This is a genomic window from Mesorhizobium sp. LSJC285A00 (assembly GCF_000503155.1).
GTDB lineage: Bacteria > Pseudomonadota > Alphaproteobacteria > Rhizobiales > Rhizobiaceae > Mesorhizobium.
In genome coordinates this window covers 93232-119063 of record NZ_AYVK01000001.1, presented here as the reverse complement: position 1 = coordinate 119063, position 25832 = coordinate 93232, and the positions used below count along the sequence as shown (strand labels likewise).

General features: G+C 61.9%; 30 protein-coding genes and 1 tRNA gene. 9 read left to right on the top strand and 22 right to left on the bottom strand.

Features of this window, described 5'->3' with window-relative positions; all coding sequences use genetic code 11:
* Positions 1-9: 9 nt before the first annotated feature.
* The 7 genes from X726_RS165970 to X726_RS166000 form a co-directional block, all read right to left on the bottom strand.
* Positions 10-423 carry a GFA family protein gene (locus X726_RS165970; protein ID WP_023667544.1) on the bottom strand — a complete coding sequence of 138 codons (414 nt, stop codon included), beginning with the start codon at positions 421-423 and terminating at the stop codon, positions 10-12.
* A 20-nt stretch (positions 424-443) separates the two neighbouring features.
* Positions 444-908 (bottom strand): SRPBCC family protein, encoded by a 465-nt coding sequence (locus X726_RS165975; RefSeq protein ID WP_023667543.1) that lies wholly within the window; start codon positions 906-908, stop codon positions 444-446.
* Positions 905-1225 (bottom strand): helix-turn-helix domain-containing protein, encoded by a 321-nt coding sequence (locus tag X726_RS165980; protein WP_023667542.1) that lies wholly within the window; start codon positions 1223-1225, stop codon positions 905-907. The genes X726_RS165975 and X726_RS165980 overlap by 4 nt, the downstream gene beginning before the upstream one ends.
* 185 nt (positions 1226-1410) lie before the next feature.
* Positions 1411-1908 (bottom strand): NUDIX hydrolase, encoded by a 498-nt coding sequence (locus X726_RS165985; RefSeq protein WP_023667541.1) that lies wholly within the window; start codon positions 1906-1908, stop codon positions 1411-1413.
* A 209-nt stretch (positions 1909-2117) separates the two neighbouring features.
* Entirely contained in the window at positions 2118-2618 is a 501-nt protein-coding gene (gpt, locus tag X726_RS165990) for a xanthine phosphoribosyltransferase (protein ID WP_023667540.1), read from the bottom strand.
* A gap of 87 nt (positions 2619-2705) precedes the next feature.
* Entirely contained in the window at positions 2706-3539 is an 834-nt protein-coding gene (locus X726_RS165995) for a universal stress protein (protein ID WP_023667539.1), read from the bottom strand.
* A gap of 98 nt (positions 3540-3637) precedes the next feature.
* Complete coding sequence (locus tag X726_RS166000) at positions 3638-4378, bottom strand: competence/damage-inducible protein A (protein ID WP_023667538.1); 741 nt, start codon at positions 4376-4378, stop codon at positions 3638-3640.
* 173 nt (positions 4379-4551) lie between these two features.
* Between X726_RS166000 and X726_RS29150 the strand changes: the two genes are divergently transcribed.
* Together X726_RS29150 and X726_RS166005 are read left to right on the top strand one after the other, a co-directional pair.
* Complete coding sequence (locus tag X726_RS29150) at positions 4552-5553, top strand: alpha/beta hydrolase (protein WP_050588494.1); 1002 nt, start codon at positions 4552-4554, stop codon at positions 5551-5553.
* A gap of 65 nt (positions 5554-5618) precedes the next feature.
* The gene (locus X726_RS166005; protein WP_023667536.1) at positions 5619-5891 is read left to right on the top strand and encodes a hypothetical protein; all 273 of its coding nucleotides are present in this window, start codon (positions 5619-5621) and stop codon (positions 5889-5891) included.
* 115 nt (positions 5892-6006) lie between these two features.
* On the opposite strand, the gene X726_RS166010 is transcribed toward X726_RS166005, so the two are convergent.
* The 4 genes from X726_RS166010 to X726_RS166025 form a co-directional block, all read right to left on the bottom strand.
* Entirely contained in the window at positions 6007-6246 is a 240-nt protein-coding gene (locus X726_RS166010) for a DUF2188 domain-containing protein (RefSeq protein ID WP_023667535.1), read from the bottom strand.
* 59 nt (positions 6247-6305) lie between these two features.
* Complete coding sequence (locus tag X726_RS166015) at positions 6306-6584, bottom strand: DUF982 domain-containing protein (protein WP_032891817.1); 279 nt, start codon at positions 6582-6584, stop codon at positions 6306-6308.
* Between the two features lie 84 nt (positions 6585-6668).
* Positions 6669-6983, bottom strand: coding sequence for an SH3 domain-containing protein (locus tag X726_RS166020; protein WP_023667533.1), 315 nt, complete (start codon positions 6981-6983; stop codon positions 6669-6671).
* A gap of 124 nt (positions 6984-7107) precedes the next feature.
* Positions 7108-8205 carry an NADH:flavin oxidoreductase/NADH oxidase gene (locus X726_RS166025; protein ID WP_023667532.1) on the bottom strand — a complete coding sequence of 366 codons (1098 nt, stop codon included), beginning with the start codon at positions 8203-8205 and terminating at the stop codon, positions 7108-7110.
* Between the two features lie 143 nt (positions 8206-8348).
* On the opposite strand from X726_RS166025, the gene X726_RS166030 reads away from it, so the two are divergent.
* The gene (locus X726_RS166030; RefSeq protein WP_023667531.1) at positions 8349-8927 is read left to right on the top strand and encodes an NUDIX domain-containing protein; all 579 of its coding nucleotides are present in this window, start codon (positions 8349-8351) and stop codon (positions 8925-8927) included.
* An 89-nt stretch (positions 8928-9016) separates the two neighbouring features.
* Positions 9017-9988 carry an ATP-grasp fold amidoligase family protein gene (locus X726_RS166035; RefSeq protein ID WP_023667530.1) on the top strand — a complete coding sequence of 324 codons (972 nt, stop codon included), beginning with the start codon at positions 9017-9019 and terminating at the stop codon, positions 9986-9988.
* 279 nt (positions 9989-10267) lie between these two features.
* Here X726_RS166035 and X726_RS1000000170315 read toward each other — a convergent pair whose 3' ends face one another.
* Positions 10268-10456, bottom strand: a complete 189-nt coding sequence (locus X726_RS1000000170315; RefSeq protein ID WP_023688348.1) for a hypothetical protein — start codon at positions 10454-10456, stop codon at positions 10268-10270.
* Positions 10457-11180: 724 nt separating this feature from the next.
* On the bottom strand, positions 11181-11402 hold the full coding sequence (locus X726_RS166040) for a hypothetical protein (protein ID WP_023667528.1): 222 nt from the start codon (positions 11400-11402) through the stop codon (positions 11181-11183).
* A gap of 86 nt (positions 11403-11488) precedes the next feature.
* Between X726_RS166040 and X726_RS166045 the strand changes: the two genes are divergently transcribed.
* On the top strand, positions 11489-12352 hold the full coding sequence (locus tag X726_RS166045) for an ATP-dependent DNA ligase (RefSeq protein ID WP_023667527.1): 864 nt from the start codon (positions 11489-11491) through the stop codon (positions 12350-12352).
* Here X726_RS166045 and X726_RS166050 read toward each other — a convergent pair.
* From X726_RS166050 to X726_RS166065, 5 genes are all read right to left on the bottom strand, one after another.
* Positions 12349-12597 carry a hypothetical protein gene (locus X726_RS166050; RefSeq protein WP_023667526.1) on the bottom strand — a complete coding sequence of 83 codons (249 nt, stop codon included), beginning with the start codon at positions 12595-12597 and terminating at the stop codon, positions 12349-12351. The genes X726_RS166045 and X726_RS166050 overlap by 4 nt on opposite strands.
* 897 nt (positions 12598-13494) lie before the next feature.
* Positions 13495-13686 carry a hypothetical protein gene (locus X726_RS0134365; protein ID WP_023667524.1) on the bottom strand — a complete coding sequence of 64 codons (192 nt, stop codon included), beginning with the start codon at positions 13684-13686 and terminating at the stop codon, positions 13495-13497.
* Between the two features lie 1098 nt (positions 13687-14784).
* A tRNA-Leu gene (locus tag X726_RS166055) sits at positions 14785-14870 on the bottom strand.
* 128 nt (positions 14871-14998) lie between these two features.
* Complete coding sequence (locus X726_RS166060; RefSeq protein WP_023667523.1) at positions 14999-15661, bottom strand: outer membrane protein; 663 nt, start codon at positions 15659-15661, stop codon at positions 14999-15001.
* Between the two features lie 127 nt (positions 15662-15788).
* A complete protein-coding gene (locus tag X726_RS166065) occupies positions 15789-16640 on the bottom strand; it encodes an alpha/beta hydrolase (protein ID WP_023667522.1) in 852 nt (283 codons plus the stop codon).
* Between the two features lie 261 nt (positions 16641-16901).
* Here X726_RS166065 and ade point away from each other — a divergent pair, with 261 nt between their 5' ends.
* Positions 16902-18713 carry an adenine deaminase gene (gene ade / locus X726_RS166070; protein WP_023667521.1) on the top strand — a complete coding sequence of 604 codons (1812 nt, stop codon included), beginning with the start codon at positions 16902-16904 and terminating at the stop codon, positions 18711-18713.
* A gap of 21 nt (positions 18714-18734) precedes the next feature.
* Here ade and X726_RS166075 read toward each other — a convergent pair whose 3' ends face one another.
* From X726_RS166075 to X726_RS166085, 3 genes are all read right to left on the bottom strand, one after another.
* Positions 18735-19898: an alpha/beta hydrolase gene (locus X726_RS166075; RefSeq protein WP_023667520.1), complete on the bottom strand. Its 1164-nt coding sequence runs from the start codon at positions 19896-19898 to the stop codon at positions 18735-18737.
* A 133-nt stretch (positions 19899-20031) separates the two neighbouring features.
* Positions 20032-21105 carry an alpha/beta hydrolase gene (locus tag X726_RS166080; protein ID WP_023667519.1) on the bottom strand — a complete coding sequence of 358 codons (1074 nt, stop codon included), beginning with the start codon at positions 21103-21105 and terminating at the stop codon, positions 20032-20034.
* 100 nt (positions 21106-21205) lie between these two features.
* On the bottom strand, positions 21206-22609 hold the full coding sequence (locus X726_RS166085; protein ID WP_031214497.1) for a hypothetical protein: 1404 nt from the start codon (positions 22607-22609) through the stop codon (positions 21206-21208).
* Between the two features lie 124 nt (positions 22610-22733).
* Here X726_RS166085 and ilvA point away from each other — a divergent pair, with 124 nt between their 5' ends.
* The 3 genes from ilvA (at position 22734) to X726_RS166100 (ending at position 25414) form a co-directional block, all read left to right on the top strand.
* A complete protein-coding gene (gene ilvA, locus X726_RS166090; protein WP_023667517.1) occupies positions 22734-23990 on the top strand; it encodes a threonine ammonia-lyase IlvA in 1257 nt (418 codons plus the stop codon).
* A complete protein-coding gene (locus X726_RS166095) occupies positions 23987-24565 on the top strand; it encodes a DUF1697 domain-containing protein (protein WP_050588493.1) in 579 nt (192 codons plus the stop codon). Before ilvA ends, X726_RS166095 begins: the two co-directional genes overlap by 4 nt.
* Positions 24566-24715: 150 nt before the next feature.
* Positions 24716-25414, top strand: a complete 699-nt coding sequence (locus tag X726_RS166100) for an outer membrane protein (RefSeq protein WP_023667515.1) — start codon at positions 24716-24718, stop codon at positions 25412-25414.
* Positions 25415-25526: 112 nt separating this feature from the next.
* On the opposite strand, the gene X726_RS166105 is transcribed toward X726_RS166100, so the two are convergent.
* Entirely contained in the window at positions 25527-25820 is a 294-nt protein-coding gene (locus X726_RS166105; RefSeq protein WP_023667514.1) for a DUF2218 domain-containing protein, read from the bottom strand.
* Between the last annotated feature and the right edge of the window lie 12 nt (positions 25821-25832).

Here is a 25832-nt window from a genome sequence, read left to right as displayed (position 1 = left end):
CTGCCTGGTTCATCCAGGCATTCGCTCGAATGGCTGAAGCGCTGGGTCGATCGTGTCCCAGGCGTGGCCGCGCACGGTGTAGGTGACCGCCTGCGGGTCGAACTGGCCGGGATCGTCGAGGCTCGTGGCCTGGATCGCCGTCACCTCCGGCATGGCGACGAACGTTACGTAGACCGGCGTGCCGCAGGTCGGGCAAAAGGCCTGGGCTTTTTCATTGCCGCTGTCGGCGATCATCCGCCATGTGCTCGGCTCGCCGGTGATCTTTACGTCAGCGCGCCGGCCGAAGGTCACATAGGAACAATGGCCAGTGCCGCTGCGCTTCTGGCAATCGAGGCATTGGCAGTGGTTCTGAAAGATCGGCTCGCCGGTGGCCTCATAGCGGATCGCGCCGCAGGCGCAGCCGCCGGTAAAGTGCCTGGTCATCGTCGTTCTCCGCGGTTGCTTCAGGCCGATTTCGGCTTGGCGAACAGGTCGATGCCTGTGCCGGTTTCGAGGAAGGATTTCATGCTGGACAGCACGGCCGGCCAGCCCTGGCTGATGCCCTTGGCCATGCCGCTGCCGGCTTCGAGCTCGTCATGGCTGACGGTCAGCTTGACCATGGTGTCGTATTCCTCGATGGCGAACGTCACCCGGCTGTGCTTGGTCGGATCGTCGGCCTGCGAGGCGTTGGCCCAGCTCATGACCAGCCGGGTTGGCGGCGAGATTTCGACGACCTTGCCAACGAGTTCGACGGTCCGTTCGTCATTGGCGCGGATGTGTTCCCATTTCGAGCCGGGCTTCCAGTCGGAGACGTTCTCGTGGCCCCAGTAGCGCTTGGCGATATCGGGCCTGGTGATGGCTTCGAACACCTTTTGTGGCGTCGATCTGATGTAGGTCACGTAGACAAAACTGGTGGTTTCCCGGCTCATTGGTCGTCTCCTTCGAGTTCTTGTTTCAGGTCGTGCAGCAGGCTCAGCCGCTGCCGTTCGAATTTTCGCACCCACCGCTCGTAGACTTCGTGCAGCGGCACGGGGTTGATGAAATGCAGCTTCTCTCGGCCACGCTTGACCGTGCTGATCAGATTGGCCGCCTCCAGCAGATCGATGTGCTGCGTGGCGGATTGCCTCGCCATGTCGAGGGTTTGGCAAAGCTGGCCGAGCGTCTGTCCGTTCTTCTCACACAGAAGATCGAGCAGCATTCTGCGGGTCGGGTCGCCCAGCGCTTTGAAAACCTTGTCGGCGTCCATCGGTCTCACTCATCTTGAAGACACAATATGCAGGTAAATGCCTGCATGTCAAGCTGTGGCTAAGCTTGGCCTGAAGGGGAGGGATTTATAGTGTCGGATTGCTGGCGCGCGGAGCGAAGCACCGAGCCCGGAATCGGGGCAAGAACCGGTGCGGGCGCGCAGGACTATGCAGCGGTGGCTGTGAGCTAGGCTCTAACGACGAACTTGTCGGGATCGGCGCAGAAATGGGCGATGATCTGGCAGAGGTCCGGCTCGTTGACCATGCGTACGGCCTCGGCCCCATTGACCCATTTGCGGGTGCGCGCGCGCTTTTCCTTCCAGCGGTCGGCAACGTGCTCGACCTGCAGCGGAAACACCAGCACTTCGCAAGGGACTTCCTCGCCGGACGCGAGGGCCTTGGCGTAGAAGTAACGACCGGCCTCGAAAAGCGAAATCTTGCCACGCAATCCGGCTTCCTCGCCCGCCTCGCGCGCCGCTGCCTCGCAGAGCGGCTCCCTGGCCTCGGGCCAGCCCTTCGGCAGCACCCAACGCCCGGTGTCTCGGCTGGTGATCAGCATGATCTCGACGCCGTCTTCGTTATTGCGCCATGGCAAAGCGGCAACCTGCAGGCGACAAGGCGAAGTGCCGAAGAGCTTGCGGACCCTTTCAGCCAGATGGTCGTGTGTCGCCGGTGTCGTCAGCATCAGTGAAAGCTACCCCAGCCCTCAGAATCGTTAGCCGCCGTATGAATCTTACCGACAAGTGTAAGTCTTAAAAGTAAAAAACCTCACACCGACCCGTCAAACTCCGCCAACAGCTGTCCATTCGACAGAATATTGTCCCTTCCAGTGCCTGTTTTCATAGCAAACGGGGCGGGTTTGGCCGTCTGGGCAGAAATGGGGGCTGGCGCGAATCAGCCTGCGTGATCGTCGGCGATCGGCTTCTGGTAGGTAAAACCCATGTCCCAGGGAAAGTAGATCCAGGTGTCCTGACTGACTTCGGTGATAAAGGTGTCGACCAGCGGCCTGCCTTTCGGCTTGGCGTAGACGGTGGCGAAATGCGCCTTGGGCATCATGGCGCGCACGATGCCTGCCGTCTTGCCGGTGTCGGTGAGGTCGTCGATGATCAGCACGCCCGCGCCATCATCGGCGAGCAGCGCCGGGGTGATCTCCTTCAGCACCTGCAACTGCCCTTGGCTGGTGTAGTCGTGATAAGAGGCGACGCAGACCGTCTCGATGACGCGTATTCCGAGTTCGCGCGAGATGATGGCAGCGGGAACCAGGCCCCCACGGGTGATGCAGACGATGGCCTTCCACTGACCCTTGTTGGCGCCGGCAAGCCGCCAGGCGAGCGCCCGGGCATCGCGGTGGAACTGGTCCCAGGAGACCGGAAAGGCTTTTTCGGGAAGGGACATTCTGCACTCCGCGCGCAACATTGTGGAATGCGCGCGGAATTAACTGGAAAGTCAGGGCATTGGCAAGGGCGGGGCCAGTCTGTGGAGTTAACGCGACAAAAAGGCCGCCACCGGCACGCTGCGCAACACGGTGCGCGTGACGCCGCCGAACAAAAGCTGACGCAGCCAGGAATGGCTGTAGGCGCCGAGCACCAGAAGGTCGGCTCCGGTCTCGGCGATCCGGGTCTGGATGACGTCATCGACCGAGGCGTTGCCCGATTTCTGCACCGACACGCTGACCGTTGCGCCATGCCTGGAGAGTGCTGCGGCGATCTCGGCGCCGGCGGCTTCCGGGTTGTCATCCAGCGTATCCGGCGGATCGATGACCAGAATGTCGGTTTTCTCGGCCTCGATGATGAAGGGCAGCGCGTCGAAGGCGGCACGCGCCGCCTCCTTGCTGCCGTTCCAGGCCAGCAGCACATGTTTGAATGTGGTGACCAACGGCCCCTCATGCGGCACCACCAGCACCGGCCGGCCGGCATCGTAAACCAGCGCGTCGACATCGGCGCTCTGGTCGCCGCCGGTCTCGCGCTGCGCGGCGATGATCAGGTCGGCGGCGCGCACGCTGGAAATACCCGTCAGCGCGCTGTCGCCGGAAAAGCTCTCGAGGCTGCGCCATTCGAAGGAAAGGCCGGAATTCTCGATCTGCCCAACGAAAAGCGCCTGCAGTTTCTCGGCGCGCTCGCGGTTCATGTCGGCGGAGACCTGCAGGAACTCGGTGTCGGGGAAGCCGGTTGCCGAGGTGTAGGGAACGGGCAGCGCTTCGGCATGGATGCCGATGAGATGGCTCTCGAACCGGTCGGCAAGCGGGATGGCGCAGTCGAGCACGCGTTCGGCGTCCTGTTCGTTCTGCAATATGGCGACGATGGTCTTGAAGCGCATGCGAAATCCCTCAAATCTGCCGGCGCGTGCTGCGCCCGAGGGAAAACGTGGGAGTGCGGTGCTTGGTTCCGGCCCGGCGATGGGCCGCGAACCCAGGGTCAATTGGCGGCGGTGAAGCCGGCCACCATCGCCTCGACGTCCTTGCGTGCCGAATCCAGCGCCTCCTGGCTGCGGGCGCGGACGACCAGCTCCGTCCAGAACTTGCCGTCGCCATATTTCGGATACGAGCCGATGATGGTGTCGGGATGCGCCTTCTGGATATCGCCCAGGGGACCACCGATCAGGCCTTCGCCGAACGGGCAATGGACGGTGGCCGACAGCATCTTGGTGCCGGCCTTCAGCGTCGGCACGACATTGTCGAGCATGGCCTGGAAAATCGCCGGTACGCCGGCCATGACATGGACGTTGCCGATGCGAAAGCCGGGCGCGACGGAGACCGGATTGTCGATATGGTCGGCGCCGCGCGGCATGCGCGACATGCGCTTGCGGGCCTCGGTGTATTCGATGCCGCGCGCGGCATAGCTCTCGCCCAGCATGGCATAGGCCTTGGCGTCGTATTCGCACGGCACCCCAAAAGCCTTGGAAATCGAATCGGCGGTGATGTCGTCATGCGTTGGGCCAATGCCGCCGGTGGTGAAGACATAGGTGTAGCGGGCGCGCACGGCATTCACCGCAGCGACAATCTCGTCCTCCTCGTCGGGAACGATCCGCACTTCCTTCAGGTCGATGCCGATGGCCGTCATGATGTCGGCGAGGTGGCCGATATTTTTATCCTTGGTGCGGCCGGACAGAATCTCGTCGCCGATGACAAGCATGGCGGCAGTGACGATTTCAGGCATGGAAGGCTCCGGCAAACAGGCCCGTTGGCAGACAAGGTCGCCTGAGGCAGAAAGAAGGTCGCCTGAGATAGCGCGACATCGAACTGGCGGCAATGCCGACACAAGCCGCCATCTGCCTTGCCGAGCGTTCGTCAGTGGGTGATGGTGCGCGCCGGTCCGCTCCCGGGTGAAACATGCTGGTATCGATTCTGCTGTGGCTTGTTGCCGGCCTGTCCGTGCTGGCTCTCGTCATCGTAGCCTGCCTGGTCGCGGCAACGCTCTGGATTGCCGCCAAGGCCGAAAGGCTGGTGCCGGCCAGCGGAAACTTCGTCGAGATCGACGGCAGCCGCATCCATTATGTCGAAACGGGCGAGGGACGGCCGATCCTGTTCGTGCACGGACTTGGCGCCCAGCTTCATCAGTTCCAGCACACGCTGTTCAACCGCTTCGGCCCCGGTTGCCGGCTGATCGCGCTCGACCGGCCGGGATCGGGCTATTCGGTGCGGGCCAAAGGAGCCACCGGCCGCTTGCCTGAGCAGGCCGAGATCATAAGGCGCTTCATCGAAACGCTCGCGCTGGAAAGGCCGCTTGTGGTCGGGCATTCCCTGGGCGGCGCCGTCGCGCTGACCCTGGCCGTGGAACATCCCGGCGCGATTTCCGGCATCGCTTTGCTGGCGCCGCTGACGCATCTGGAAGCCGGCGTCCGCGAGAAAGCGGGCCTGCTCTATATCCGTTCGCGGCTTTGGCGCTGGATCATGGCCTACACCGTCGCGATACCGACAAGCCTCAGATATGCGCGGCAGACACTGGAGTTCATCTTCTCGCCGCAGGCCGTTCCCGCCGACTATATGGTCAATTGCGGCGGATGGCTCGGGCTGCGGCCTGTCCATTTCCATGCGACCTCCACCGATTTCGTGGCGGTCGAAGAGGATCTTGGCCGCATCGAAGAGCGCTATGGAGAGATCGCCATGCCGGCCGGGATTTTCTTCGGGACAGCCGATAGCGTCATCGCCATGCGCATACATGGGGAGCCGATGAAGGACAGGATCGAAGGCCTCGATTTCGAGGCGGTCGAAGGCCTCGGCCACATGCCGCAATTCGTCGAGCCGGACCGCGTCATCGCCTTCATCAAGCGCATTGCCGAGCGGGCATTCGCCGGCCAAGACCTCACCACAGCCTCACAACAATTTCACTGAACCATTCGGCTGATATCCGGTTTTACCCCGTGTCGCACCCAAGGCGGCGGATACGGAGTAATTCAATGTACAGGAAAGTTTTTGCAGCATCCGTGCTGACGATCGGTCTTGCCACATCGGCGATGGCGCAGTCATCGGACGGCACGTATTCCAACCATCACAGCTGGTGGCCCTTCGGGAACGAGCAGTCATCGACCGTCGACCAGAGCACCACCGGCAGCATCAATGCCGACGGCAGCCAAGGCTATGGCGGCGCTACGGGGCCGTGCGCCTCCGACCCGTCAGGACCCTATGGAAATGTGAGGCCCAACGTGAACGATCAATATTGCGGCAAGTGATCAAGCCGCGGGCGACTGACCGGCAGGATGTCCCGCCTGTTTGTTTTGACGCAATTCCCAAGGGAATTGCTTAGGCGAGCATCCACGGCCGGCAGCGAAAGCTGAGGGGCAAGGATCAGTCGGAAACTTCGGTCTGCGGCCGGTCGCGGCCGTCGGCCAGTTCGTCGTGCCACTTGCCTTCGGCATCCTCATACTGGATGCCGTCCGTGGCGCCGGCGATCTGCTGTTCGGCCGAGGCGATCTCGGCGGCGCGCAGCGCATCCTGATGGGTCGGGAATGTCTCCGAGAATGTCGAACCGACCTTGTAGGCCCAGCCCCCGTCATGCTCGACGATCTTGTAAGTCAGCTTCGCCATGAAATCCTCCGGTTCGTCCGTCCGCTCAATGCGGCCCGTTTTTCATTGCAATTTGGGCTTCAATGCAACTTGGCGTCTGGCAGCCGGTCTTCGGGAACCAGCACTTCCGATTCCTTGGCCGCTTCGATCAAAGCCCTGCGTGCATCGGCCGTCGAACGATAACCTTCCAGCACTTTGAGGCAAGTGTCGAGAGCATCACGATGGCGCGGGCCGCGGTTGAGCGGCCACACCGTCATCAGACACTCCGCCGCTTCCTGGGTGCTGCGGATCTGGCGATATTTGCCGACATGGCCGAGTTCGACCACGACCGGGGTTTCAAAAGGTTTGTTATCCATGATGGCCGCAACGCAAAGCAGCCAATATGGTTGCAAAAATGGCCGTCAGCCTGCGCCCAAACGTCTCACCAACAGCAATCGTTGGTCTCAGTAACCGCAGTCGTTGCGCAGCCAGCGGGCGTTGGCCCAGCCGGTCCGTCCGCCGATTTCGACCTGGTACCAGTTGCCGCGGCGGTCGAAAATCTCGGTGTGGTCGCCATTGAACAATTGCCCGATCATGTGCGACGACAAGTTCGGCCGTGCGCGCACGGCGAGAAACCCGCTGCCAGTATCGAGATCGTAGTGCCTGGACAGGCCGTGCACCGTGCCTTCGCAATATTGCGCGCCGACCGGAGACGACGCGGCGAACGACAGTGCGACCACCAGAGCGGCTGCCGCCGGATAGATTGCCCTTGATGCCATGGACTTTGCTCCCAATCCGGCCGCCAAGGCGGCCTGCCCCCAGGGACTATAGCGGGCGGATTAAAGCGAAGCTGCGGCAATCTGTCCAGCAGATGCGTTTGGCGCATCCGTCGGCGCTGCCTGTTCAGCCCTTCGTCCAATGCTGCATCGTCGTCACCGAGCGGGCGAGCTGTGGCGCGGGATGGATTTTCTCGCCGAAGGTGGCGGCGGCGCGCCAGCCCCAGCGCGGATCGGCGAGGAAGGCGCGGGCCAGCGCCACCATGTCGGCGCGGCCGTCGGCGACGATCGCCTCTGCCTGCGCGGGATCGTCGATCAGGCCGACAGCCCGGGTCGGGATGCCGGCGCCCTTGCGCACCGCTTCGGCCAGATGCACCTGATAGCCGGGGCCGGTCGGCAGCTTCTGCAACGGCGAATTGCCGCCGCTCGAACAGCAGAGATAGGCAACATCAAGCGCCTTCAAGGCTTTGGCCACCTCGATCGCCTCGTCGACCTCGAAGCCGCCATCGACCCAGTCCTTCACCGACAGGCGGGCGCCAAGCATCAGGTTTGGAACTGCCTTCCTCACCGATTTGGCGATCTCGATGAGGAAACGCATGCGGTTTTCCAGCGAGCCGCCCCAGCGGTCGGTGCGCTGGTTGGAAAGCGGCGACAGGAACTGGAAGATCAGATAGCCGTGCGCGGCGTGCAGCTCGAGGAAGTCGAAGCCGGCGCGCTCGGCCCGCCTCGCGGCTTGAGTGAAGCGCTCGATAAGCTGCAGGATTTCATCCTCCTCCAGCGCATGCGGCACATTCCAGCCGGTGTCATAGGCGATGGCCGAGGCCGAGACGGTCTGCCAGGGATCCTCGCCCGGCTGCAATGGGCCGCCGCCTTCCCAGGGCTTTCGGTTGGATGCCTTGCGGCCGGCATGGGCAAGCTGAATGCCGAATTTCGTTTCCGGCGCGGCGACGCGCCTTGCTGCATCCAGCGTGCGCCGGGCGGCCGCCTCGTTGTCGTCGGAATAGAGGCCGAGGCAGCCATGGGTGATGCGGCCGCGCCGTTCGACGTCGGTCATCTCGACGGTGACCATGCCGGCGCCCGACATCGCCAGGTTCATCCAGTGATAGAGATGCCAGTCGCTGGCCGAGCCGTCTTCGGCGGAATACTGGCACATCGGCGCCACCGCGATACGGTTCGGAAAGGTCAGGCCGTCGAGGGCGATCGGCTGGAAAAGCGCTGCGGTCATCAAAAAACTCCGGAGAGGGACTGCAGCTATTTAGGCGATGGCAGTTGCCGGCACCAGACACGAGGCGGTGAAAGCTTCGCCGTTTCGGTTGCGCGCAAAACCGTTCGCGGTTACGCCATGGCGCCGACAGCTTGGAGCTCATCATGGAAGATCGTATCCGCATCCGCTCGGAGGAAGTCCTGTCCGACGACTGGGCGGTCCTGAAGAAGACCGTCCTCGATTATCGCCGGCGCGACGGGCAGTGGGAGACGCAGATTCGCCAGACCTACGATCGTGGCGACGGCGCGGTGATCCTGCCTTTCGATCCCGAGCGTCAGACGGTGCTTCTGGTGCGGCAGTTCCGCTACCCCGCCTACGTCACCGGCCACCGCGAACCGCTGATCGAGGCCTGCGCCGGCCTGCTCGACAAAAACGATCCCGAAACCGCCATCCTCAAGGAGGCCGAGGAAGAGCTCGGCTATCGCTTACAGAACATCGAGCGGCTGTTTTCCCCCTATATGAGCCCGGGCAGCGTCACCGAACGGCTGTGGTTCTTCGTGGCGCGCTATTCACCCGCCGACCGCATCTCGGCCGGCGGCGGCGCGGCCGACGAGGGCGAGGACATCGAGGTTCTGGAAATGCCTCTTGATGAAGCGCTGGCCGGCATTTCAGACGGCCGCATCATCGACGCCAAGACGATCATCCTGATCCAGCATTTGAAACTGTACCCGATGAAGGGCTAGCTCGGCGAAGCTCGACGTGCCTCACTGCTGCGGGCAGGGTGGCACGTCCACTTCGCGGATGAAGTTGCGCAGGTTGCAAGGACACCGGAATGGCGCGTGGCGCAAAGGCATGGCTGAAGCGAAACAGCGCGCGGGCATCTCTCCTGTTGCTGAACGCCGCGCTGCTTGTCCGCTACCGCCGGTTGACCCAGCGTTTCCTGGAGCGGATGCGGCATCTGCCGAATTTTGCAGCCCCGGTGACGTTCACGGAAAAGATCCACTGGCGCAAGATTTTCGATGACGATCCTCGCTTTGCCGGTCTTCTCGACAAGCTCAAGTCCAAGGAAATCGTCAGGGAGCGGCTTCCCGGGCTCGCCATCCCTGAGGTGCTGTGGCAGGGCGACGATCCGCGCCAGATCCCCTTCGATGACCTGAAAATCCCCTACGCCGTCAAATGCAACCACGGTTGCGCCATGAATGTCATCGTTCGCGATCCGGCCAACGCCGACCGGGAGGCGATCATTGCCGAGATGACGGAATACCTTGGCCAAACCTATGGCGCCCGCAAGCTGGAGCGCAGCTATGCGCACATAGAGCGGCGGGTTTTCGTCGAAGCACTTGTGGGCAAGGACCAGGGCTATGACCCGGTCGACTACAAATTCTGTGTGCTGGCTGGCCGCGTCGCCTACATCGTCGTCGTCGCCTTCCGTTCCACGGTCAAGAATACCGCCCACCTGGATCGCGATTGGCGCCCGCTGAACATTGCCCAGGGCGCGATCGACTCGAGCCTGGAAATTCCCCCTCCCAAGAGCCTTGCGCGGATGATCGAGGCAGCCGAGGCGCTCGGCAGCGAGTTCGACATGGTGCGTGTCGATTTCTACGAGGAGGAGGGGGAGCCGATCTTCGGAGAATTCACGGTCTACCCACGCAGCGGCTTGCTGCAATTCGACCCGGCTGCCTTCGACCGCGAACTGGGCGCGCATTGGGATATTGGCGCGTCAAGTTACCTCAGCCGTTTGCCCAGCCGATTTGCCCAACGGTACAAGGCAATGCTCGTCGCCGCCGGCTATCTCGACGTTTGAGATGGCTGCCTTGGTGGCGTGCTACCCGAAGCTCGAAGAGCGAAGGGTGGTGCGGAGAACCCATACCATTAGAGATCGAGGGAAACTGATAGCTCAGCAGGTCAATAGCCGTGATTTCGAAGTGCTGCCTCAACTGAGCCGTAGCGTTCATAGCGACGCCGCAGTCTTCGTCGAGCAAGTTTTCGGCGCGCTTCCTGCTGCGACTCGGCCGATTGCCGCTAAGGTTACCGGCAAGCTCTCCCACGTCCCGACTGGGTCGAGATCATTTGAAGAACTCTTTCAGCTTGTTGAGTCGACTGTCGCCAGAGGCCTTCCGGCCTTCAGGACACGCCGCCTCGCCGATCGTATCCTGCTGGATAAAGCGAGGTTCTCAGCCACCATTTTCTCGCTGAGTACCAGCGCGAACTCGGTCTGTTTGATGCGCTGCTGAGCATCAGCGAGTTGCATCGTGAAAAGATCGGTTGCCATTGTTGATCCGGGATCCGCGAGATTCATGATTGCGTAACACATGGCGGCCGAAATCGTTCCTAGTTGTCGGGCGAAGCCGGTGCCGCAAAGGGCGGCTGAGTTTGAACTTCCCACCCGACCAGACGTCCGCGAGCGCCAAGGCATCGAGAGCCCAGTGATCGGAGGGCCACTACGAGCGGGCGCAACCCGATCACTTAAGTGATCAGCCTCGCTACAGCCTTGACAGGTACAGTCGCGGCCTCATCAAGGGGAGGTATCAATGGTCTCGGCGATTGGAAACCAACATCGGCAGGCAGCTGAAACTCGACCGAAACCCGCAAAGACAGAACCGGGCGAAGGATTTGCGCCAGGCAAAAGCGCAGACAGCGTAGGACATCGCGCCAAGGCAATGGCGGCAGAAAGTGGCGACACGGATTCTGGCGCCCAGGGGCGCGCCGCATCGACATCCGCCAGGATGGATATCACCGTTTTGGCTCCACAGAGCGAAGAGCCGCCTTTGGAGTAACCCGGGCGGCCGTGCCGCTGCCTCGGTCCTTGTGCAGCACGACGCGCGCTGGCTACGCTCGGTGGACATCGTCGTCTCGAAACACTTCGGGCGTTGCACTGCCGCGAGCCGCCTTCGCTGCTGGTCGAGGGGCTGTAACCCTTGGTGAGGCCGGCATCGCCTCGCCGGTCGTTGCGAGCCCACGATCGCGCGGCCAAGCGACCTTCCCTGTGTCGGTCTCTATTTGATACTAGGGGGCGGCGGTTTCATCACGTGCAATTGCAGCTGGTCAATGGTTGCGACGATGCCGGCGGCAATGGCTTCCGCCTCATGGATCAGTTCCGGACCATAGAGCCCATTGACCATCTCTTCGCTCGGCAGCACGCCAGGAGGACAGTGCTCTTCCATTGTGCGCCGGATGAGCGTCAGCGCTGCCCGGCATTGGTCGGCTTCGATCTTCATAGCCCTTCAAACATCCAATTCGTCTAAAATGTTCCGGAACTAATTTAGCGATAGCTAATTGACGTCGTGGTTCTGCGAGTCAGTGCATGCGTCTGAAATTCATCAAGCCTATGGAACCCGAACTGGTCGACACGCCGCCGATGGGCGATGATTGGATTCATGAGATCAAATTCGATGGCTACCGCACCCAGGTCATCAAGGATGATGACGGGATTCGGCTGATCACCAAGAACGGTTATGATTGGACGGGCCGCTACATCCAACTTGCCGGTGAGGCGGAAGCGATCGAGGCGAAAGACTTCATCATCGACGGCGAGACCATTACGATCAATGAGGCTGGCCTATCCGACTTCCATGCGCATCAATCAGCCGCGACCAGCCGCAAGCCGTCGCGCGATCTGTATCTGCTAGCATTCGACCTCTTGCATCTGAACGGGCATGACTTGCGGAACACGCCGGTGGAAGACCGTCGCGAGATCCTCCGGGCGTTGATCCCGGACGGCGGCCGAATCCAGTTCAGCGAAGCGATGCCGGGCACTGGCGACGCCGTCTTTCATCTGGTCGACCAGGCTGGGCTTGAAGGTATCGTTTCAAAGCGGAAGGGCAGCAAGTATCGGTCGGGTCCGACGACGAACTGGCGCAAGATCAAGTGCTATGCCGAAAAGGAGATGGACATCATCGGCGTGCAGCGCGAGGCCGGCAAGCCTGCCATGGTGCTGATGGCCGACAAAGGCCACTATGCCGGCGGCGCCTTCGTCACCTTCAAGGCGGACAAGCGCCAGCGCCTATGGGACCGCGTGCAAGGCAAGATTGGCGGGCCGGCGCCGAAAGGGCTCAAGAGTGACAAGGCCGAATGGCTAAAGCCGGGCCTGGTCGGCCGCGTGCGGTTCCTGAAGGGCGAGGAGAAGCTTCGCCATGCCAAGCTGCTGGATTTCCGGGAGGAGACTTAGCCCGGAGGCTTGTCCCGGGGCTGTGCCGGTCCTGTCCCGTTCCACTGGATGAACTTCGCCCTCTGGCCGGTGATGGTCTCGATCGACTTCAACAGGGGTCCATGGACCTTACGTAGAGCTTGGTAGTGCTCGCCGCGGTACGCCAGGAGCGGCCCGACGATGCTCTTGTGCAGCGCTTCGGCTGCCGCCAGGAAGCGCTCGATTTCAGCCCGGGAAAGTTGTTCCGAAGGTTTGGTTCTGGCCATTGGCGCTCTCCATTGAGGGTCGCCGCAACGAGGACTATAATCCTACATGCCGGACTGCCTGACAAGAGGGCTCGCCGGCCTTACCCCGCAGGTAGCAGTAGGGCGACGGCGCCAAGCGCAGCCATCAGGAGCAACCACCAGCAAAGATGAGCAACGGCAGGCCCGGCGACCTCCTTTGGCACACGGGACAAACAAGAAGGTCGCCGAGCCTTACCGGCGCTGCTTTGTGAGGGAGACGACGCCGGATGAGATGAGAGTATGCGATCGTGCTAATCTCTGCGAACCATGCGAACGAAGGAAAGCCTTGTGGCACCGACGTTGAGATCAAGGTCGGCGGGGCGCTGATCGCTGCGGCAGGATTCTTCCAAAGCGGTAGTGAGTCCAGAGCGGAACATTAGCGTCGGCTAACGGTTAATTCGGCAGTGTTCCGAACCGTGATTGGTAGAGCGATGGTGACGTTTCATTTTGTCTATTTTTCCGGCCTGACGGCAGACCAGCTGCTAGGCAGCGCCGTTTCTATCCTGGCGTGTTTGCTGCTTTATAACGCTCTGGCTTCGGACGCCTGACTGATAGGTCGGCCAGCGGCCCGGCATCCTTGGCAGCCGGCGATTGCCATCCCGATGCCAACTTCAAGACCTGTCACGAGGCCAAAGACAAGCTTGCCGACGAAATCAATGGCGAGGGCCGGACAGGACGCCACACGTCCAGGCAGGGCTCTCTGAGGGCATTGGCGATCCCCGTTGCCTCAAGGTGGCGAGCTTTTTCGTTAATAGGCCTCCGCGCTGGGCAATCTGTTCCGAGAGCTTCTGTGATGCCTCTATGACGCGGCAAACCTTGGAGAAGGTTTCCGTGGCAGGACCGGGGTACGATTCTAACCAACTAGGGCTGTATAGGGCACTAGCGCCCGACGATCCGGCTAATCATGTCGTCGTCAGGTGCGCTGTCGGTGAATTCCCGTAGGAGCGCCTTCGCGTGGTCTACCCAATGCTCTTCAGCCAGGTTCAGCTCCCGAACGGATCTCCTGAAGGTCTCGCACACCACATCGAAATCGAAGGCGTCAATGCTGTAGCCTTCCTCGTCATGGTCCATCGACCGCCTCCCCCAATGGGGGAAACTGTACGGAATCGTACGAAGCAAGTGCAAGGGCATTCAAAAGCAATTGGCTGATGCCGCCCGATCGTTCCACAATGTGTTGCTAATATGCAGCACCGACTGAATCTCCGATCAGCGGCACTTGTGGTTGGTTCCAACAGCTGCGCGTTGACGGCAAGATGCCAAAGCCAACGACATGCGGGCGACGAAGATGGACAAGCGACAAAACACAAGAAATGTTGAGTTGGTCGGTCTTCTGGCCGTGCCGTTGTCAGTTCTAATCACGCTGCTGATAGCTGGAATGATCCTTTGCTGAGATGTTTGAGTGGCAAAAGGCTGGGGCGGCGGGTTTTTCCCCTTTGAAAGAAGTCACGATGTCCCAATCCGTCGAACCCCCGATATTGCCAGAGGATAGCCCAGACCGTGAGGTGAACTGTGAAGTCGCATTAGAAGCCGCGTTTGCGGCCTTGGTGACTGCGTCAGAAGCGCAAGGTTGGACGCCACAGGAAACGGCTGCAACTCTTCTTAAAATCGCGACGGGGCATGCCCACCGGGTTGAGGCCGCTGCGGCCCCAGCCGGCTCCCGTTCTGCGGCCACATCCTGATCTCATAATGACCGTCAAGGCCGGACGACGGGTATTTCTCATGTCGGCCTTCATTGTAAGTTCCGGTACTTCGGAAGGCATCCTCGATGTCGACATGCTCCATAGCGTATGAAGAGCTACCAGCACGCTTGTAATATTGCTTTTGATCGCTGAGATGTGGTCGACGTTCCGACCGTGGCACGTCGATGACTATGAACTCGGCGTTTTGGTCGGCATTCGATGCAAATCCAGCGACACGGATACCGTCGTTTTTCGGCTGCATTAGATCCCCAACTGCCGAGCTTACGACCGAAAAGGCTACAGGTTCGGGATTTGGCTCAAGCGCAGTTGCGCCGTCAGCCCCGTCACTGTTCTTACGGCAGCCAATACCGAACACCAAAACTCCAGCATGGCAGTTCCCGGCTTTGTATCCCGGCTCTACGGCTACCCGCGTCAGCCTTTTCTATGGTAGCCAGTGAGTTCTTACAGAACGAATCCTAAGCATTTCAATTGGTGCGGACGACGGGAATCGAACCCGTACGATCAGAGATCGAGGGATTTTAAGTCCCTTGCGTCTACCAATTCCGCCACGTCCGCAGGCCAGCCCTTTTCAGACGCCAGCGAAAACCCGTCAAGCCATCTTTTGCCGAGTGTCGAACTCATGAAAGGGGGTTCGTGATTTCAAAACAATTGGTTGTCGCGAAAATCTCAGTCGCCGAGAACGCTCAGAATTTGTAGCTGAGATTGATACCGACCGCGTTCAGTTTCACATCCTGATCCCGATCGTTGAAGGGTTCCGCCACGTCATAGTGCTCGGAGCCGAAATCATAATAGCGATATTGCGCGCCGACGATGAATTTGTCGGTCAGCGCATAGTCGACGCCGGCGCCCAACGTCCAGCCGACATTCGTGCGTGTGCCGGCGAACGACGCGCCCGCGACTTGCGAAGTTTCGATGCCGGCAAAGGCGACGCCGCCGACGCCGTAGACCAGCACGCGGTCCATGGCGAAGCCCGCTTTGGCGTCGACAGATCCGAACCACTTGATGTCCGTGCGGAATGTGCTTCCAAGGCCTGATACGGCCGTACCGTCGACGGCGGAATAATTGAGCTCCGCCTCGGCGCCGAGCACTGCCTGGTCGAACTGCCACAGGCCGGCGACATGGCCCCCGACGAAACCGCCGTCAATGTCGGGCGCGATGGAAAACGGCGCGCCTTCCGTCACTGATATGTCGGACTGGCCCCAGCCGTAGCCGGCCTGCAGGCCGGCATAGTAGCCGGTCCAGTCGAAGCCTGGTTCGGTCATCGGCACCGCCATCGGGTCGGCGGCGAATGCCGGCGCGGCCAGAGCGATCAGAAATCCGGCACTGGCAATCGTCAGACAGCGCATCGAGTTCTCCGAAAAGGCGGTTCAGAAGGCGCCTTGCCGGAAGGTAATCCTATTCGCCGCAAAACGGAACCCATTGTTCAACAATCGGAATGTACCCGTTGCTGCGCTGGGTGCTCAGCTGGGGGCGCTATTTGGCGTCGATGAAGTCCAGCGCCGCCTGACTATATTCGTCCGGCGCCTGCAGCATGGCGAAATGACTGGCGTTGGGCAGGATGATGAGCTTGGCGCCCGGAATGACGGAGGCCATGTATTCGGTGTGTTCGCGCTTGATCGCCTCGTCATGGTCGCCGGCAACGATCGCGGTCGGCGTGGTTATCTTGCCGAGCTGTTCCTTGGTCCAGGCCGGCTCCGACTCACACATGTGGCTGATCTGCGCCACGAAGGCATCGTACTGGTCGGGAGTCTTCGACAGTTTCTTGTAGTCGCTGCCCGAGCGGTCGATATAGGCGGCAAAGGTCTTGTTGGTCAGCACACCCGGATCGACGCCATCGGTGGTGACGTTGGCGGCCTGCGCAAAGAGCCGTGTCAGCCGCTCCGGATGATGCAGCGCGATGTCGATGCCGATAATGCCCCCGTCGCTCCAGCCGACAAGAGCGGTCTTGTCGATCTTGAGATAGTCGAGCAGCGCAAGATAGTCCGACGCCATGAGGTCATAGCCGTAAGCTTGCTCGGTGCGGGTAGAACGGCCATGGCCGCGGCTGTCGGCAATGATCACCTTGTGCGTCTTGGACATCGTCGCCACCTGGCTTGCCCAGATGTCGCCATGGCCAAGGCCGCCATGGATCAGGAGAATCGGATCACCGGCGCCGAAAACGGCGTAGTACATCTGAATGCCGTTGACCGGCGCATATCCGCTCTGTTCAGGCTTGGGCATGGCCGCCGGTTCGGGCAGCGTCAGCCAGCGCTCCTCGGCGGATGCAAAGCCGGCCGAGATCAGGAACAGGGTGACGAAGGCGAGTGCTTTCAGGAACCGGGTCATGACTTCACCTCAGGAGGTTTCGGCCTCATCACAACAAAAACCCGCCTCGCGGCGGGTCGTCGGCGCAAATCAGCACCGTCGGAAGAATAGTAGCATAAGTGCCGGCACAAGCCAAACTGAATGACTGCACCGTTGATGCTGTCATCGGGGTGAACAGGTGCAGCGCATCCGCCCGGGCGAGTTCTCATCGACCGGATTTCGTCCGCAATCGCTGGTCAAAACGTTGCCGGCTTGGCACAGTCGGGCAAACAGGAGTCTTTCATGGCCAAGCAGCCGTCGGCGACGAAACCCAAGCCCTGGACCGAGATGGCGACGCATCTGGTCGACGTCGCGACGGGGCGCAAGCCTGCCGATCTCGTCATTCGCAACGGCCGCTGGGTGAACGTGCACTCCGGCGAAATCATAGCCGGCACCGACATCGCCGTTGCCGGCGGCCGCTTCGCCTATTGCGGGCCGAATGCCAGTCATGCCATCGGCCAGGGCACCAAGGTGGTCGACGCCGGCGGCCGCTATCTCGTGCCCGGCCTGTGCGACGCGCACATGCATGTCGAGAGCGGCATGGTGACCGTCACCGAGTTCTGCCGCGCCGTCATCCCGCACGGCACCACCTCGATGTTCATCGATCCGCACGAGATCGCCAATGTGCTGGGTCTGCCCGGCGTGCGGCTGATGCATGACGAGGCCGTCGCCATGCCGATCAACGTCCATGTCCAGATGCCGTCCTGCGTGCCGTCCGCGCCGGGGCTGGAGCATGCCGGGGCCGAACTGACGGTCGCCGATGTCGCGGAAGCGATGACCTGGGAAAACATCGTCGGGCTCGGCGAAGTGATGAATTTTCCCGGTGTCGTGGCCAACGATCCGGTGATGTCGGGCGAGATAGCCGCCACGGTGCGAGCGGGCAAGACGGTCGGCGGCCACTATGCGTCGCGCGATCTCGGCCTGCCGTTCCATGGCTATGTCGCCGGCGGGCCGGAGGACGACCATGAAGGCACACGCGCCGAGGACGCAATCGCCCGTGTGCGCCAGGGTATGAAGGCAATGCTGCGGCTGGGCTCGGCCTGGTACGATGTTGCCTCGCAGATCAAGGCGGTGACCGAGAGCGGGCTCGACCCGCGCAACTTCATCCTGTGCACCGACGACAGCCATTCCGGCACGCTGGTGCATGAAGGCCATATGGACCGGGTGGTGCGCCACGCCATCCAGCAGGGATTGAAGCCGGTGACGGCGATCCAGATGGCGACGCTGAATACCGCCCAGCATTTCAAGCTGGAGCGCGAACTGGGCTCGATCGCGCCGGGACGGCTGGCCGATCTGCTGATCGTCTCCGATCTTGCCGCCATGACCATCGACGAGGTCTATGGCCGCGGTATCAGGCTGGCCAAGGGCGGCAAGCTCGAGATCGACATTCCGGCCTATGATTACCCCAAATCGGCGAAGAACACCGTCAAGCTCGGCAAGAAGCTGAAGCCAGGCGACTTCGACATTGCGGCGCCCAAGGGCGCCAACGAGGTGCGGGTGCGGGTCATCGGCGTGATCGAAAACCAGGCGCCGACAAGGGCGCTGGAGGCCGACCTGCCGGTCGAGGACGGGCTGGTCGCCATGGACCGCCGCAACGACATCTGCCAGATCGCGCTGGTCGAGCGCCACCGCGGCACCGGCGGCGTCACCAATGCCTTCGTCTCAGGCTTCGGCTATATGGGCGACTGCGCCATGGCGTCGAGCGTCGCACATGATGCCCACCACATCATCTGCGTCGGCACCAACAAGGAAGACATGGCGCTGGCCGTCAACCGGCTGGGCGAGGTCGGCGGGGGCGTGGTGCTGTTTTCGAAGGGCAAGGAGCTTGCGCTGGTCGAAATGCCGATCGCCGGGCTGATGTCGGACGAGCGGGCGGAAATCGTGGCGGCCAAGGCGGAGAAACTGACCGAGGCGATGCGCAAGATGGGCTGCTCGCTCAACAACGCCTACATGCAGCACTCGCTGCTGGCGCTGGTCGTCATTCCGGAGCTCAGGATTTCCGATGTCGGCCTGATCGACGTGACGACGTTCCAGAAGGTCGATCTTTTTATCTGAGATCAGCCCGCTGCTTGGCTCTCATCCGCCGGTGGCGATGGTCAGCACCTTGAATGGCGTGGTGATGATGATCTCGGCGACGGATCCGACTGCCTTGCCGAGGCCTCGGCCGAGATTGTCGATCTGGCCCTGCGTGGGTTCGTCCGATGCCAGGCCGGCTGGAGCGCGCAGACGGTCGCCGAGCAATTGCACCAGGAACGGGTTGTCGGCGAATTTGGCGTGGTTCAGGCGGTCGCCGCCCTTGATCTGGCTGAGGTCGGCCACAACGACGCCGTAACTGGCAATGTCGGCGGCGTTGCCGTAGTCGCCGACGCGCGGCTTGTCGCCGGATAGCAGGCTGGACAGTCTCAGAGCACGGTCGTCGGCGGAAAGCAGGATGACGAACGGCCTGTCGGGCTTGCCGTAGCGGATCATCTGCTTCTTGAAGACGTCGACATCGATATCGGGCGAAGCCAGGACGACACGGCCGAGCTTGCCGTCGAGATCGCGGTCGCCGGTGATGGCGAGCTGGCGCAGCGCTTCCATCGTCACCCAGGTTCCCATCGAATGCGCGATGATGTCGATGCTCTTGACCTTTGTCTTGGCGAGCATCCTGAGCGTCGCCTCGAGGTCGTCGCGCGCGGCGTTGGCGCTGTCCTTGTCGTAGATATAGCCCGTGGTCTTGCCGCTCGAAGCCCACGAAAACAAGATCGGCGTACCCGGATATTCGGTGTCGTGGGCGATCTGCGTCAGCCGGTAGACCCCATCGTCGAAGCCGTTGTTGAAGCCGTGGACGAAGACCAGCGCGCGGTCGCCATTCATGGTGATGTTGGCACCGACGGCCTTGGCGAATTGCGAGGCGTCGCCAAAGTGGACGACGTCGGTGGCGGTGAATTGCTTGGCCGGGTTCGAATTGGCCGAGCCCTTGGCGCGCTCGATGGCGCCGACCTGGTGGACCTTCGGCACGGTGACGTCGACGCGGGCGTAGCTGGTGGTCAGCGAGCGATCGCCATCGAACACCTGGCGTGGGTCCTTGGTCGCCTGCTTGCGGGTGGTGGCGACGAAGATTTCGTGGGTGGCCGCGATGTCGGAGGCAGGCACCGAAACCGTCGTCTTGTTCAACAGGTCATGGGTGTTCGGGCCGGCGCAGCCGGCGGCAGCTAGCGCGAACGCAAGGACCAGGACAGTCTTCCATCGCTCGTTCACGCGGACTCCCGCTGGCGCATTGGCGCCGATTTCAATGTCGTAGAGGCAGAGACCGGCCCGGTCCAGTTGAAAGTGATCGGGCCGAGCGGCATTCGCGACCTCACGCGGCGACGGTCGCCGCAAGGCAACAGCCTTATTGTCCGAGCGCGCTGATGCGGTCGGTCACCGTCTGGTCGCTGGCAAAGCCGTCATCCTCGCGCAGCCGTTGGCCGATCATCTTCACCAGTTCGGGATTGTCGGCGAACTTGGTGTGGTTGAAGCTGTCGCCTCCCTTGACCTTGGAAAGGTCGACCACGGTGACGCCATAAGCGGCGAGGTCGGCGGCATCCTTGTAGTCGCCGACGCGTGGCCGCGAGCCGGCAATCAGGCCTGAGAGCCGCAGCGCCCGGTCGTCGTCGGAGAGCAGCAGGATGAACGGCTTGTCCGGCTTGCCGTAGCGGCGCATCTGGCTCTTGAAGACGTCGACGTCGATGTCGGGAGAGGCCAGCACGACATCGCCGAGCTTGCCGCCGAGATCGCGGTCGCCGGTGATGGCCATCTGGCGCAGCGTTTCCATGGTCACCCAGGTTCCGAGCGAGTGGGCGACGATGTCGATGCGCCGCGCGCCGGACTGCTGCAGCATGCGCAATGTCACCTCCAGCTGATCGCGGGCGGCGCTGGCGCTTTCCTTGTCATAGACATAGTCGGTGGTTCTGGCGCCGGATGCCCAGGAAAACAGCACCGGCGTGCCGGGATAGCCGGAATCGTGGACGATCTGGGTCAGGCGGTAGACCGCGTCGTCGAAGCCGGTGTTGTAGCCATGCACGAAGACCATGACGCGGCCGCCGCGCGCGGCAATGTCGGCATTGAGCGCGCTTGAGAACTGAGGCTGCGCATCGTAGCCGACGACCTCGGAAGCCATGAAGTATTTCGCCGGGTCGTTCGACTTGCCGCGCGAGCGGCGCTCGATCTGGCCGGTCTGGTGGATGCCGGGAACGGTGACGGTGACGCGGGCGTAGTTCAGCGTCGCCGAGCGTTCGCCGTCGAAAACTTTGTTGGGATCGTCGGATTTCTTGCGTGTGGTGGCAATGAAGATCGAGTGATTGCCCGAGATTTCGGTCACCGGCGTGGACATGACGGCGCTGCCGAGCAGTTCCTCGGTTTTGCGGCCGCCGCAGCCGGCGATCAACAGGGCAAGTGCAAGAATGCAAATCGTCTTCAAACGCACGTCAAAAATTCCACTCCGGCCAAAAGGCCCATATACCCCCGCGGCACCTCCCGGACAGTGAGAGTGCGGCAGAAGTAAGTCGTGTCCAGCCGAAATGTGGTCAGCGTCGAGCCACGGCCATCGCACTGTTGCGCGAAAGCCAGAATGGCGGCAGGAACGCAGGGATGTTGGAGAAGGGCAATACCTCGGGCTTGAGCCTGATGCCGAGCACATCGCCCATGAAGGCGCGGCGCGCCTCGATGCGGCGCCATGCCTCGGGATAACGGGCCGCGATCTCCTCGCGCAACGCCTCATCGGCAAGCGCGATACCGTCTTCGATGTTGGTGGTGAAATAGCTGGTTCCGGTCGCCGGAATGATGTCGACCTGCAGCGCCATGCCCGATTGCAGCTTGATGTCCGAGCCCGAAAACACCGGCGAATGCATCCATTCGTCGATATGGACGAGATGGCCGGGGTTGAGCGAGACGCCGAAGAACGGGTCGCCTATGCGGTCGTGCACGGCTTTCCACAGCACGCCGCCGGCAACGCCGATGCCGATGGTCTCGTACCAGTCGACGACGGCGGCGAAATAGGGCGCGACCAGCTTGTCGACATAATCGTCTATCTCGCGCGGCAGTTCCGCGGCGCTCTCGACCAGGAAGCCAGCGCGGGCGTTGAGCGAGCCCTGGATGCCATAGGCCATGGTGACGGGATCGCCGCGCTTGATGATGTCGAGGCGCGGGCTAGGCAAGCCGTAGGGCGCACGCCTGCCGGCGGACAGCATCGGGTGGCAGCACAGGGGCAGGCCGTTGATCCCCATCAGCCGCGCGGCCTGCAATTCGCTCATGCCGGGCTCAATATTCCCAAGCACGTTGCGCAGGCCCTGCGAGGAAAAGGTCGCGGCGAATTCGAAGGACGCCAATTGGTCTGCCTCGTTGATGGCGCGTAGGCCGTCGGATGGGTTCATCAACAGGTTGGCGGCGTTGACCACCGCGCCTCTGTCGCCGGCCAGTGTGCGCAGCGTATCGGCGATGAAGGACGGCAGGTCGAGCGTCGTCTCGCCAAAGCCGCCATCGCCGGGCCCGAACGGCTTCCAGCCGATGGCGCCGATCTTCTGGCCGGCTATCAGGCCGCAGGCGGCAAGCGTGTCGGCAAGCGAGGCGGAGCGGTCGCGTGGCTGCGCCGGCAGCGAGAAGGTCTGGTAAAGGACGCGCTCGTAAGGCCCGTCGCAGATTTCGGCATAGCCCCAACCCTCATTGCCGACGAGAAGTTTTGGCTGGCTGCCGGGGACGATGACCAGCAGCGTCTCCTCGAAACGCGGATCGTAACCACTGAGATGGGCGACATTGGCCGCGTGCTCGCGGTCGCCATAGACGGCGAAGGCATCGAGCCCGGCCTCGGCGCCGCGCGCCAGCAGAGCCTCGATGCGCGCTTCGTAGGTCCGCCGCTGAACCAGCGGCATCACTGTTGGCTCGCCGAATTCAGGCAGGTCTACGGTCTTCAGGGCGACAGCCGAAACAGGCATGAAGATGGCTCCAATGGATTTCCTGCTGGCGCGCCAAAGCGGCCGCGCCGCATCGGTGGCTGCAAACGGCGAATTGTGCAATAGGCTTCGCCTTCGAACCATTCGATCCAGAGGTGACGGCGCCATGAACAGTTTCTCCTCCCGTGTCGCCACCGCCGCAGCCGCGATCCGCGAGATCTTTCCCGAAACGCCGCTGCAGGAAAACGACTATTTGTCGAAGAAGACGGGGGCTCGGGTGCTCTTGAAGCGCGAGGATCTTTCGCCGGTGCGCTCCTACAAGATCCGCGGCGCCTTCAACTTTTTCCGCAAGGCGCTTGCCGCCGGCAACGAGGCCGAGCTGTTCGTCTGCGCCTCGGCCGGCAACCATGCGCAAGGCTTTGCCTTCGTCTGCCGCCATTTCGGCAAAAAGGGCGTGGTCTTCATGCCGGTGACGACGCCGCAGCAGAAGATCGACAAGACGCGGCTGTTCGGCGGCGATTTCGTCGAGATCAGGCTGGTCGGCGACTTCTTCGACGACTGCTACCGCGCCGCCTTCGAATTCACCGAAAGTTCCGGCGCGCATATGGTGCCGCCCTTCGACCACAAGGACATTATCGAGGGGCAGGCGACGGTCGCCTATGAGATCGCCGGCCAGATGCCGGGCGCGCGCATGCCCGACATCATCATGCTGCCGGTTGGCGGCGGTGGCCTGGCGGCCGGGGTGACGCACTATTTCGCCGAGCAGCAACGTGACGCGCGGTACGTCTTTTGCGAACCGGCCGGTGCGCCGAGCCTGCATCAGAGCCTCGCCAGCGGCAAGCGCGTCCGGCTCGCCAATGTCGACAATTTCGTCGACGGCGCGGCGGTGGCCGAGATCGGCCGCGAGCCGTTGCGCCACCTCAAGGAGTTCGCCGCTCAGGCGGTGCGGCTGATCCCTGAGAACCGGCTCTGCGCCACCATGATCGAGATGCTCAACATCGAAGGTGTGGTGCTGGAGCCGGCCGGTGCCTTGGCGATCGACGCGTTGAAGGATTTTTCGCGCAAGGAAATCCGCGGCAAGACCATCGTCGCGGTGGTGTCGGGCGGCAATTTCGATTTCGAGCGGCTGCCCGACGTGAAGGAGCGGGCGCTGCGCTTCGAGGGGCTGAAGAAATACTTCATCATCCGCTTTCCGCAGCGGCCGGGCGCGCTGCGCGACTTCCTCGAACTGCTCGGTCCCGACGACGACATCGCGCGCTTCGAATATCTGAAGAAATCGGCGCGCAATTTCGGCTCTGTGCTTATTGGCATCGAAACCAAAGACCGGCGAAACTTCGATTTGCTGAGGGCGAATTTCGAGGCCGAGGGCGTGCACTATCAGGACATCACCGACAACGAGACCCTGGCCGGGTTCATCATATGAGCGGTACAGCCTGCCACCCGAAGCTCGAAGAGCGAAGGGTGGTCTTCGTCGCACTGTTTTCCGGCATCAATGTCGGCGGCAACCGCATCGTCAAGATGGCGGAGTTGCGGGCGTTTTTTGAGGAGCTCGGTTTCTCCGACGTAGCCAGCTATGTACAGAGCGGCAATGTCGTGTTCCGGGCCGAAAAGGGCGACGCCGCCACGCTGGCGAAACAGATCGAAACGGCGTTCGAGAAAAAATGGGGCTTTCACTCGCGCATCATGGTGCGCGATCTCTCCTGGTTCGAACGGCTGGTGGGCGAAAATCCCTATCCGGAGGTCGCCGGCGATCCGACCAAGCTGCACGCCTACACGCTGGAGCGCCAGCCGACGGCGGACGAGATCGCCAGGCTTGCCGAAAAATGCACCGGCCCGGAAAGCTTTGAGGTCAAGGGTGACGTGCTCTACCTCAAGGCGCCGGACGGGCTCGGCAAATCGATGTTCGCCAATCTCATCCCGCGCACGTTGAAAGTGCCCGGCACCGCGCGCAACTGGCGCTCGGTGCTTGCGTTGCTGGAGATGATGCAGAACCCTTAATCTTTCTCCCCCGTGCTGGTGGATGTCGCCGTTTTGCAACAACGATCTGATTTTTGGCTGCCCGGTTGTGGTGGTTTCAACATTTTCTATTGATCTATCTCTCGCCCCGTTGGTAGCTCAAGACAGGTACGGGCATTTCGGGGAAATTTCATGAAACGACTGCTTCTTGCATCGACTTTTCTGGCGGCAGCCTGCGGCGGGACTTTCGCCGCCGACGTGATCGAGACAGCACCAGCGGGATTTGTCTGGTCCGGCGGCTATGTCGGCATCAACGCCGGCTACGGCTGGGGACGCGGGAACGCCGTCGACCCGACCGGCGATTTCTTCGAAGAAGATGCCGGCCAGACGTTGGACGTCGATTCTCACGGGTTTCTGGGTGGCGTCCAGGCTGGTTACAACTGGCAGTCCGGTGCATTCGTCTATGGCGTTGAAGCGGATTTGGGCTATCTCGGGGTCAAAGGTGACAACTTTGTCGTTGAGGACCCCGATAACTTCGGATCGACGAAACTGGGCGTCTACGGCGATCTGACCGCACGCCTGGGCTTTGCGACCGACAGCCTGCTGATCTATGCCAAAGGCGGTGTCGCGGCGACCCACTACAAATTGAGCTACGGCGACCTCGACGGCGGTGATATTGACCCAGACAGCAATGCATCGAAAAGCGGCGGTCGTGTCGGGTACACGATCGGCGGCGGTGTCGAATGGGGCTTTTCCGATAAATGGACCACGAAGCTGGAATATCAGTACTTCGATTTCGGCAAGGTTGGTCTGACCGACAACGATGGCGACAAGGCGAAAGTGAAGATCGACGCCCATACGATCAAGATCGGCCTAAATTACAAGTTCTGATCGATCGGCCGCTCCGAAAGTTCTGATGGCGTCGCTACCATGCGACGCCATAGCTTTATTTGGATCTGGGGGCTGCTAGCTTCCGGTGTTCGCCGTCGCGCCTGATCTGAGGTCAGGTCGCCGGAGCCTGCTTCCACTCGAAAGTCAGTTCCTCGCGGAAGGCAAAGCGCTTGATGTGATCGGCAACGACGCTCTCCATGCGCTCCAGCGATCCGCTTTCATCCGTCGACACCGTGATATGCAGCGCTGCCGCATCGGCATCGAGAACCGTGCGGCCGAGCGACAGATCGATGGCGCCGTGGTTCGGATCGAACTCGACGGGAAATTTGTGCGCCCAGTGCTTGCACAGCTGCTGCAAATAGCGGCTGGCGTATGCGGTGGTGACATCGGCACGGCTGGTCGGCATGAACGAATTCTC

Coding starts and splice junctions, on each gene's coding strand:
- X726_RS165970 (WP_023667544.1), bottom strand. CDS start 423: ATGACCAGGCACTTTACCGGCGGCTGCGCCTGCGGCGCGATCCGCTAT.
- X726_RS165975 (WP_023667543.1), bottom strand. CDS start 908: ATGAGCCGGGAAACCACCAGTTTTGTCTACGTGACCTACATCAGATCG.
- X726_RS165980 (WP_023667542.1), bottom strand. CDS start 1,225: ATGGACGCCGACAAGGTTTTCAAAGCGCTGGGCGACCCGACCCGCAGA.
- X726_RS165985 (WP_023667541.1), bottom strand. CDS start 1,908: ATGCTGACGACACCGGCGACACACGACCATCTGGCTGAAAGGGTCCGC.
- gpt (WP_023667540.1), bottom strand. CDS start 2,618: ATGTCCCTTCCCGAAAAAGCCTTTCCGGTCTCCTGGGACCAGTTCCAC.
- X726_RS165995 (WP_023667539.1), bottom strand. CDS start 3,539: ATGCGCTTCAAGACCATCGTCGCCATATTGCAGAACGAACAGGACGCC.
- X726_RS166000 (WP_023667538.1), bottom strand. CDS start 4,378: ATGCCTGAAATCGTCACTGCCGCCATGCTTGTCATCGGCGACGAGATT.
- X726_RS29150 (WP_050588494.1), top strand. CDS start 4,552: ATGCTGGTATCGATTCTGCTGTGGCTTGTTGCCGGCCTGTCCGTGCTG.
- X726_RS166005 (WP_023667536.1), top strand. CDS start 5,619: ATGTACAGGAAAGTTTTTGCAGCATCCGTGCTGACGATCGGTCTTGCC.
- X726_RS166010 (WP_023667535.1), bottom strand. CDS start 6,246: ATGGCGAAGCTGACTTACAAGATCGTCGAGCATGACGGGGGCTGGGCC.
- X726_RS166020 (WP_023667533.1), bottom strand. CDS start 6,983: ATGGCATCAAGGGCAATCTATCCGGCGGCAGCCGCTCTGGTGGTCGCA.
- X726_RS166025 (WP_023667532.1), bottom strand. CDS start 8,205: ATGACCGCAGCGCTTTTCCAGCCGATCGCCCTCGACGGCCTGACCTTT.
- X726_RS166030 (WP_023667531.1), top strand. CDS start 8,349: ATGGAAGATCGTATCCGCATCCGCTCGGAGGAAGTCCTGTCCGACGAC.
- X726_RS166035 (WP_023667530.1), top strand. CDS start 9,017: ATGGCGCGTGGCGCAAAGGCATGGCTGAAGCGAAACAGCGCGCGGGCA.
- X726_RS1000000170315 (WP_023688348.1), bottom strand. CDS start 10,456: ATGGCAACCGATCTTTTCACGATGCAACTCGCTGATGCTCAGCAGCGC.
- X726_RS166040 (WP_023667528.1), bottom strand. CDS start 11,402: ATGAAGATCGAAGCCGACCAATGCCGGGCAGCGCTGACGCTCATCCGG.
- X726_RS166045 (WP_023667527.1), top strand. CDS start 11,489: ATGCGTCTGAAATTCATCAAGCCTATGGAACCCGAACTGGTCGACACG.
- X726_RS166050 (WP_023667526.1), bottom strand. CDS start 12,597: ATGGCCAGAACCAAACCTTCGGAACAACTTTCCCGGGCTGAAATCGAG.
- X726_RS0134365 (WP_023667524.1), bottom strand. CDS start 13,686: ATGGACCATGACGAGGAAGGCTACAGCATTGACGCCTTCGATTTCGAT.
- X726_RS166060 (WP_023667523.1), bottom strand. CDS start 15,661: ATGCGCTGTCTGACGATTGCCAGTGCCGGATTTCTGATCGCTCTGGCC.
- X726_RS166065 (WP_023667522.1), bottom strand. CDS start 16,640: ATGACCCGGTTCCTGAAAGCACTCGCCTTCGTCACCCTGTTCCTGATC.
- ade (WP_023667521.1), top strand. CDS start 16,902: ATGGCCAAGCAGCCGTCGGCGACGAAACCCAAGCCCTGGACCGAGATG.
- X726_RS166085 (WP_031214497.1), bottom strand. CDS start 22,609: ATGCCTGTTTCGGCTGTCGCCCTGAAGACCGTAGACCTGCCTGAATTC.
- ilvA (WP_023667517.1), top strand. CDS start 22,734: ATGAACAGTTTCTCCTCCCGTGTCGCCACCGCCGCAGCCGCGATCCGC.
- X726_RS166095 (WP_050588493.1), top strand. CDS start 23,987: ATGAGCGGTACAGCCTGCCACCCGAAGCTCGAAGAGCGAAGGGTGGTC.
- X726_RS166100 (WP_023667515.1), top strand. CDS start 24,716: ATGAAACGACTGCTTCTTGCATCGACTTTTCTGGCGGCAGCCTGCGGC.
- X726_RS166105 (WP_023667514.1), bottom strand. CDS start 25,820: ATGCCGACCAGCCGTGCCGATGTCACCACCGCATACGCCAGCCGCTAT.